The sequence below is a fragment of the Microvirga sp. P5_D2 genome (assembly GCF_054049475.1).
On record NZ_JBFUMH010000231.1, the window covers coordinates 1 to 6286 of the forward strand.

Consider the following 6286-nt stretch of genomic DNA (forward strand, 5'->3'; position numbering starts at 1 on the left):
GCCTCCATCTCGGTCATGAGAGCGTCGTCTTCGACCGCGAACTGCCACCATTGCGACCGCGGATACTCGTTGAGCAGCTCGCGGTTGATCGGTGCGTCCTTCTTGTAGCCCTTCGGCCCGGCCACGCCCTTCTTGCCGTTCAGGATCTCGGCCAGACGCGCATAGGTGTTGCGGTCCAGGATCGCCTGCTCGTCGTCACGGTCCTTGGCGAGACGCTCGATTTCCTCGCGCTCGATGGCCTGGGCACGCTCGTCCTTGTCGACGCCGTGACGGTTGAAGACGCGGACTTCCACGATGGTGCCGGTCACGCCCGGGGGCACACGCAGCGAGGTATCGCGAACGTCGGAGGCCTTCTCACCGAAGATGGCGCGCAGAAGCTTCTCTTCCGGCGTCATCGGGCTCTCGCCCTTCGGCGTGATCTTGCCGACGAGGATGTCGCCAGCGTGCACTTCGGCACCGATATAGACGATGCCGGCTTCGTCGAGATTCTTCAGCGCCTCTTCCGACACGTTCGGAATGTCGCGCGTGATTTCCTCAGGACCCAGCTTCGTGTCGCGGGCCATCACTTCGAATTCCTCGATATGAATCGAGGTGAAGACGTCTTCCTTCACGATCCGCTCGGAGAGCAGGATCGAGTCTTCGAAGTTGTAGCCGTTCCACGGCATGAACGCGACGAGCACGTTGCGGCCGAGAGCCAGCTCGCCGTACTCCGTCGACGGGCCGTCGGCGATAATGTCGCCCTTGCGGACCATGTCGCCGGCGCGGACCAGCGGCTTCTGCGTGATGCAGGTCGACTGGTTGGAGCGCTGGAACTTCTGCAGGCGGTAGATGTCGACGCCAGGACGGGTCGGATCCGTGTTCTCCGTCGCGCGGATAACGATACGGGTCGCGTCCACCTGGTCGACGATGCCGGTGCGGCGGGCTGCAATCGCTGCACCCGAGTCACGGGCCACGATCGCTTCCATGCCGGTGCCGACGAACGGAGCGTCCGCCTGAACCAGAGGCACGGCCTGACGCTGCATGTTCGAGCCCATGAGAGCGCGGTTCGCGTCGTCGTTCTCGAGGAACGGGATGAGCGCGGCGGCGACCGAAACAAGCTGCTTCGGTGACACTTCCATGAGATCGACGCGGTCGGGAGCGGCCACGATCACGTCACCGGCGCGGCGGCAGATGACGAGCTCTTCCGTGAGCGTACCCTTGTCGTCGAGAGCGGCATTGGCCTGGGCGATGTTGTACTTCGCCTCTTCCATGGCGGAGAGGTACACGACCTCGTCCGTCACGCGGCTGTCGCGCACGCGGCGGAACGGCGTCTCGATGAAGCCGTACTTGTTGACGCGGGCGAAGGTGGCCAGCGAGTTGATCAGACCGATATTCGGGCCTTCCGGCGTCTCAATCGGGCAGATACGGCCATAGTGCGTCGGGTGCACGTCGCGCACCTCGAAGCCGGCGCGCTCGCGGGTCAGACCACCCGGGCCAAGCGCCGAGAGACGACGCTTGTGCGTGACCTCGGAGAGCGGGTTGGTCTGGTCCATGAACTGCGACAGCTGCGACGAGCCGAAGAACTCGCGCACGGCGGCGGCGGCAGGCTTCGCGTTGATCAGGTCCTGCGGCATGACGGTGTCGATATCGACCGAAGACATGCGCTCCTTGATCGCGCGCTCCATGCGCAGCAGACCCAGACGATACTGGTTCTCCATGAGCTCGCCGACCGAACGCACACGGCGGTTGCCGAGGTGGTCGATGTCGTCGATCTCGCCCTTGCCGTCGCGCAGGTCCACGAGCGCCTTCGCCACGGCGAGGATGTCCTCGCGGCGCAGCGTACGCACGGTGTCCTCGGCGTCGAGGTCGAGGCGCATGTTCATCTTCACGCGGCCGACGGCCGAGAGATCGTAGCGCTCAGCATCGAAGAACAGCGAGTTGAACATCGCTTCCGCCGTCTCAAGGATCGGCGGCTCACCCGGACGCATGACGCGGTAGATGTCGAACAGCGCATCCTCGCGGGAGGAAGCCTTGTCCACGGCCAGCGTGTTGCGGATGTAGGGACCGATCGTGACGTGGTCGATGTCGAGGACCGGGATCTCGGTGAAGCCGGCGTCGTCGAGACCCTTGAGCAGTTTCTCGGTGATCTCGTCGCCGGCCTCGGCATAGATCTCACCCGACTTCGGGTTCACGAGATCCTCGCCGATATACTGGCCGTACAGATCCTCGTCCGTCGCGCGCAGGTTCTTGAGACCCTTCTCGGCGAGCTGGCGGGCGGTGCGCGCGGTCAGCTTCTTGCCGGCCTCGAGCACGACTTCGCCGGTCTTCGCGTCGATGAGATCGACGGAAGCCTTGAAGCCCTTCATGCGCTCCGCATCGAACGGAACGGTCCAACCGTCCTTCTTGTCCCGCTTGTAGGTGATGCGGTTGTAGAAGGTGTTGAGGATCTCCTCGCCGTCGAGACCGAGGGCGTAGAGCAGCGCCGTGACCGGGAGCTTACGCTTACGATCGATACGGGCATACACGATGTCCTTGGCGTCAAACTCGATGTCGAGCCAGGAACCGCGATACGGAATGATGCGGGCAGCGAACAGCAGCTTGCCGGAGGAGTGCGTCTTGCCCTTGTCGTGGTCGAAGAACACGCCAGGCGAACGGTGCATCTGCGAGACGATGACGCGCTCGGTGCCGTTGACGATGAAGGTGCCGTTGTCCGTCATGAGCGGCATGTCGCCCATGTAGACGTCCTGCTCCTTGATGTCCTTGACGGACTTGGCGCCGGTATCCGGGTCCACATCGAACACGATGAGGCGCAGCGTCACCTTGAGGGGCGCAGCGAAGGTCATGCCGCGCTGGCGGCACTCATCCACATCGTACTTCGGAGGCTCGAACGTGTACTTCACGAACTCGAGCAATGCAGTATTTGAAAAGTCCGAAATCGGAAAAACCGACTTGAAGACAGCTTGCAAGCCCTCTTCCGCCCGGCCGCCCTTGGGCTCTTCGACCATCAGGAACTGGTCGTAGGATGCCTTCTGAACCTCGATGAGGTTCGGCATCTCCGCCACTTCCTTGATTTTGCCGAAGAACTTGCGAATGCGCTTCCGGCCGATCAGTGTATTGGCCATCTGGACCTCGTTCCTCATACACGCCTAATCGAGAACCCCGGTTGTCGGGACCCTGGATTAGCCGCCCGGCAAAGGGCCGGTTATCGAACCAATCCGGGCTCGCTTAAGAGCCCTTGTGAATGCCGCTAAAGGAGCCTTGGCCTCTTTGACGACACAACGGCCCCAAGCAAAACTGCCTGGGACCGCGTGTTTTTGAGCCCCGATTTCCCGGGGGTAACCCTGCGGCCAGGAAGGCCGCAAAATTACTTGAGCTCGACCTTGGCGCCGACCTTCTCGAGGGTCGCCTTGATCTTCTCGGCTTCGTCCTTGGAAACGCCTTCCTTGACGGGCTTCGGCGCACCTTCGACGAGGTCCTTAGCTTCCTTGAGGCCCAGGCCCGTGATGCCACGGACTTCCTTGATGACCTCGATCTTCTTGTCGCCGGCGGCGGCAAGAACGACCGTGAACTCGGTCTGCTCTTCAGCAGCCGGAGCACCGGCGCCAGCGCCAGGAGCAGCAGCAACGGCAACAGCTGCAGCAGCGGAAACGCCCCACTTCTCTTCGAGCATCTTCGAGAGCTCAGCAGCCTCGAGAACGGTCAGCGACGACAGATCGTCAACGAGCTTGGCAAGATCAGCCATTTTTTAGATCCTTAAGTTCAGTTCGAACGGGTTAGTGATTGAGGGTACGGCCTCACGCCGCTTCGCCTGTCTTGGCATAGGCCCCGAAAACGCGAGCCAGCTTTGCAGCCGGCGCGGTCGAGAGCTGAGCGATCTTCGTAGCCGGGGCCTGGATGAGGCCGACCAGCTTGCCGCGCAGTTCGTCGAGGGACGGCAAGGTCGCAAGGGCCTTCACTCCGTCCACGTTCAGGGAGGTCGCGCCCATCGCGCCGCCGAGGATAACGAGCTTGTCGTTAGCCTTGGCGAAATCGACAGCGACCTTGGGCGCCGCAACCGGATCGCTCGAATAAGCGATCAGGGTCGGACCTTTCATAAGGCCCGAGATGGATGCGACGTCCTTGCCTTCGAGAGCGATTTTGGCGAGGCTGTTTTTTGCGACCTTCACGGTGGCGCCGGCCTGCTTCATCTGCGCGCGCAGCTTCTGCATGTCGGCAACCGTGAGACCAGCATAGTGGGCGACGACGACAACGCTCGTGCTGTTAAACACGTCGTTGAGAGTCGAGACGAGCTCGCGCTTTGCTGCTCTTTCCACTGGGCTCTCTCCGGTAGGCGGAACGTATCCGCCGGTTACATCTGCCGTTCAAGGCCCGAGCTTGCGCTCGAGGCGCCTGAACGACGCTCTCGCAAGCCCTGTCCCCCAGATGCACCAGGCGGCGCACAGGGTGAGATGGTTCGAACCGAAACTCGTTGCCTGCGTTGAACAGGCATGAAACTCGGCTTCCCCGTCTATGCAGGCCCTCTCGAATTAAGCTGGACAAGCCAGCGCCTGCAGTCTCGGACAGGACATAGCCGGAACGCGCCAAAGGTTGCCCTCTGACCCGCCGGCCTGTCACCACCCCGTCTCCGGGATGGATTCCTAACTGAAGCCGCGCGAAAACGCAGCTTCCGTATATATTGGAAACTCAACGCGTTCTAATAAGCCTTAATTTCCCGGTTGCCAAGAGGCGTTTGCAGGGAATTTGGCACTTATTTACGCAACTTAATATCGTTATTGGTTAGAGCATTCTCGTTGGTAGTGAATGTGAGAGGCGCTCATGCCCCCTACTCGCCACTCTTTATCAACGACCAGACACTAACGAAAAGCCCGGCGACGAGCGCCGGGCTTCCTTATTCGATTCGACCGGCCGATTAGCCGTTCAGAACGGACGAGGGGTCGACCTTCACGCCCGGGCCCATCGTGGACGAAACCGCGATGCGCTGGATGTAGGTGCCCTTGGCGCCCGAGGGCTTTGCCTTGGAGACGGCATCGGCGAAAGCCTTGATGTTCTCCACGAGCTTGCCCTCGTCGAACGAGGCCTTGCCGATACCGGCATGGATGATACCAGCCTTCTCGACGCGGAACTCGACGGCGCCGCCCTTGGCGGCTTCGACGGCGCTCTTGACGTCCATAGTGACCGTGCCGACACGCGGGTTCGGCATCAGGCCGCGCGGGCCGAGCACCTTACCGAGACGGCCGACGAGGCCCATCATGTCCGGGGTCGCGATGCAGCGGTCGAACTCGATCGTGCCGCCGTTGACGGTCTCGAACAGCTCTTCTGCGCCCACGATGTCCGCACCGGCAGCCTTGGCCTCATCGGCCTTGGGGCCACGGGCGAACACGGCAACGCGCACGGTACGGCCGGAGCCGTTCGGCAGGTTGCAGACGCCGCGGACCATCTGGTCAGCGTGACGGGGATCGACGCCGAGGTTCATCGAGATCTCAATGGTCTCGTCGAACTTCGCCTTGGCGCGGTCCTTGATCAGCTTCACCGCGTCCTGGATCGGATAAAGCTTGGTGGCCTCGATGCCCTCACGGGCAGAGCGAATGCGCTTACCTTCTTTAACAGCCATCATGCCCTCCTTACGCCACTTCCATGCCCATCGAGCGCGCGGAGCCCTCGATCATGGCCATGGCGGAATCAACGGTGTCGCAGTTGAGATCGACCATCTTCTTCTCGGCGATCTCACGGATCTGGTCGCGGGTCACGCGGCCGACGGTGCCACCCTTACCGGGGGTCTGCGAACCCTTGTCGATCTTCGCGGCCTTCTTGAGCCAGTACGAGACCGGGGGCTGCTTCATCTCGAAGGTGAAGGAACGATCCTGATAGGCGGTGATGATCACCGGGATCGGGGTGCCCTTCTCCATCTGCGCGGTCTTCGCGTTGAAGGCCTTGCAGAATTCCATGATGTTCAGGCCGCGCTGACCCAGCGCAGGACCGATCGGCGGGGACGGGTTGGCCGCGCCGGCGGGCACTTGAAGCTTAACGTAGCCCGCAATTTTCTTTGCCATAGGACTGCTCCCAATGGACCATTCGCCCGGCGCCAACCGAACGAAATGGCAGTTGCAGATCGCGGTGCAGCCTGATGATCCCGATTGGCGACCGGGCAGACCTCCCGCGGATGAAGGCCTCTAGAAAGAGGCCATGAGAGCGGCAATTTGAACCGCCGCTCTCAGACGGATCAGATCTTTTCGACCTGGCCGTATTCGAGTTCGACCGGCGTCGCGCGGCCGAAGATGGACACCGCCACCTTGAGGCGGGCCCGGGC

Annotated in this window: 5 protein-coding genes and 1 pseudogene; all 6 read right to left on the reverse strand. The window is 62.1% G+C overall.

Annotated elements, in window-relative coordinates:
* A partial coding sequence (rpoB, locus tag ACXJKO_RS29005; protein ID WP_457094499.1) for a DNA-directed RNA polymerase subunit beta occupies window positions 1-3101 on the reverse strand: 3101 nt, incomplete at its 3' end.
* Window positions 3102-3343: 242 nt separating this feature from the next.
* Window positions 3344-3721 (reverse strand): 50S ribosomal protein L7/L12, encoded by a 378-nt coding sequence (gene rplL, locus ACXJKO_RS29010; RefSeq protein ID WP_036350583.1) that lies wholly within the window; start codon window positions 3719-3721, stop codon window positions 3344-3346.
* 52 nt (window positions 3722-3773) lie between these two features.
* Window positions 3774-4292 (reverse strand): 50S ribosomal protein L10, encoded by a 519-nt coding sequence (rplJ, locus tag ACXJKO_RS29015; RefSeq protein ID WP_457094500.1) that lies wholly within the window; start codon window positions 4290-4292, stop codon window positions 3774-3776.
* A gap of 596 nt (window positions 4293-4888) precedes the next feature.
* Window positions 4889-5590, reverse strand: coding sequence for a 50S ribosomal protein L1 (gene rplA / locus ACXJKO_RS29020; RefSeq protein ID WP_457094501.1), 702 nt, complete (start codon window positions 5588-5590; stop codon window positions 4889-4891).
* 10 nt (window positions 5591-5600) lie between these two features.
* Window positions 5601-6029: a 50S ribosomal protein L11 gene (gene rplK, locus ACXJKO_RS29025; RefSeq protein ID WP_457094502.1), complete on the reverse strand. Its 429-nt coding sequence runs from the start codon at window positions 6027-6029 to the stop codon at window positions 5601-5603.
* A 170-nt stretch (window positions 6030-6199) separates the two neighbouring features.
* A pseudogene (locus ACXJKO_RS29030) lies at window positions 6200-6286 on the reverse strand (transcription termination/antitermination protein NusG); the annotation flags it as partial.

What these genes read in the sequence shown, in the direction of transcription:
- rplL (WP_036350583.1), bottom strand. Translation starts at nt 3,721, where the DNA reads ATGGCTGATCTTGCCAAGCTCGTTGACGATCTGTCGTCGCTGACCGTT.
- rplA (WP_457094501.1), bottom strand. Translation starts at nt 5,590, where the DNA reads ATGGCTGTTAAAGAAGGTAAGCGCATTCGCTCTGCCCGTGAGGGCATC.
- rplK (WP_457094502.1), bottom strand. Translation starts at nt 6,029, where the DNA reads ATGGCAAAGAAAATTGCGGGCTACGTTAAGCTTCAAGTGCCCGCCGGC.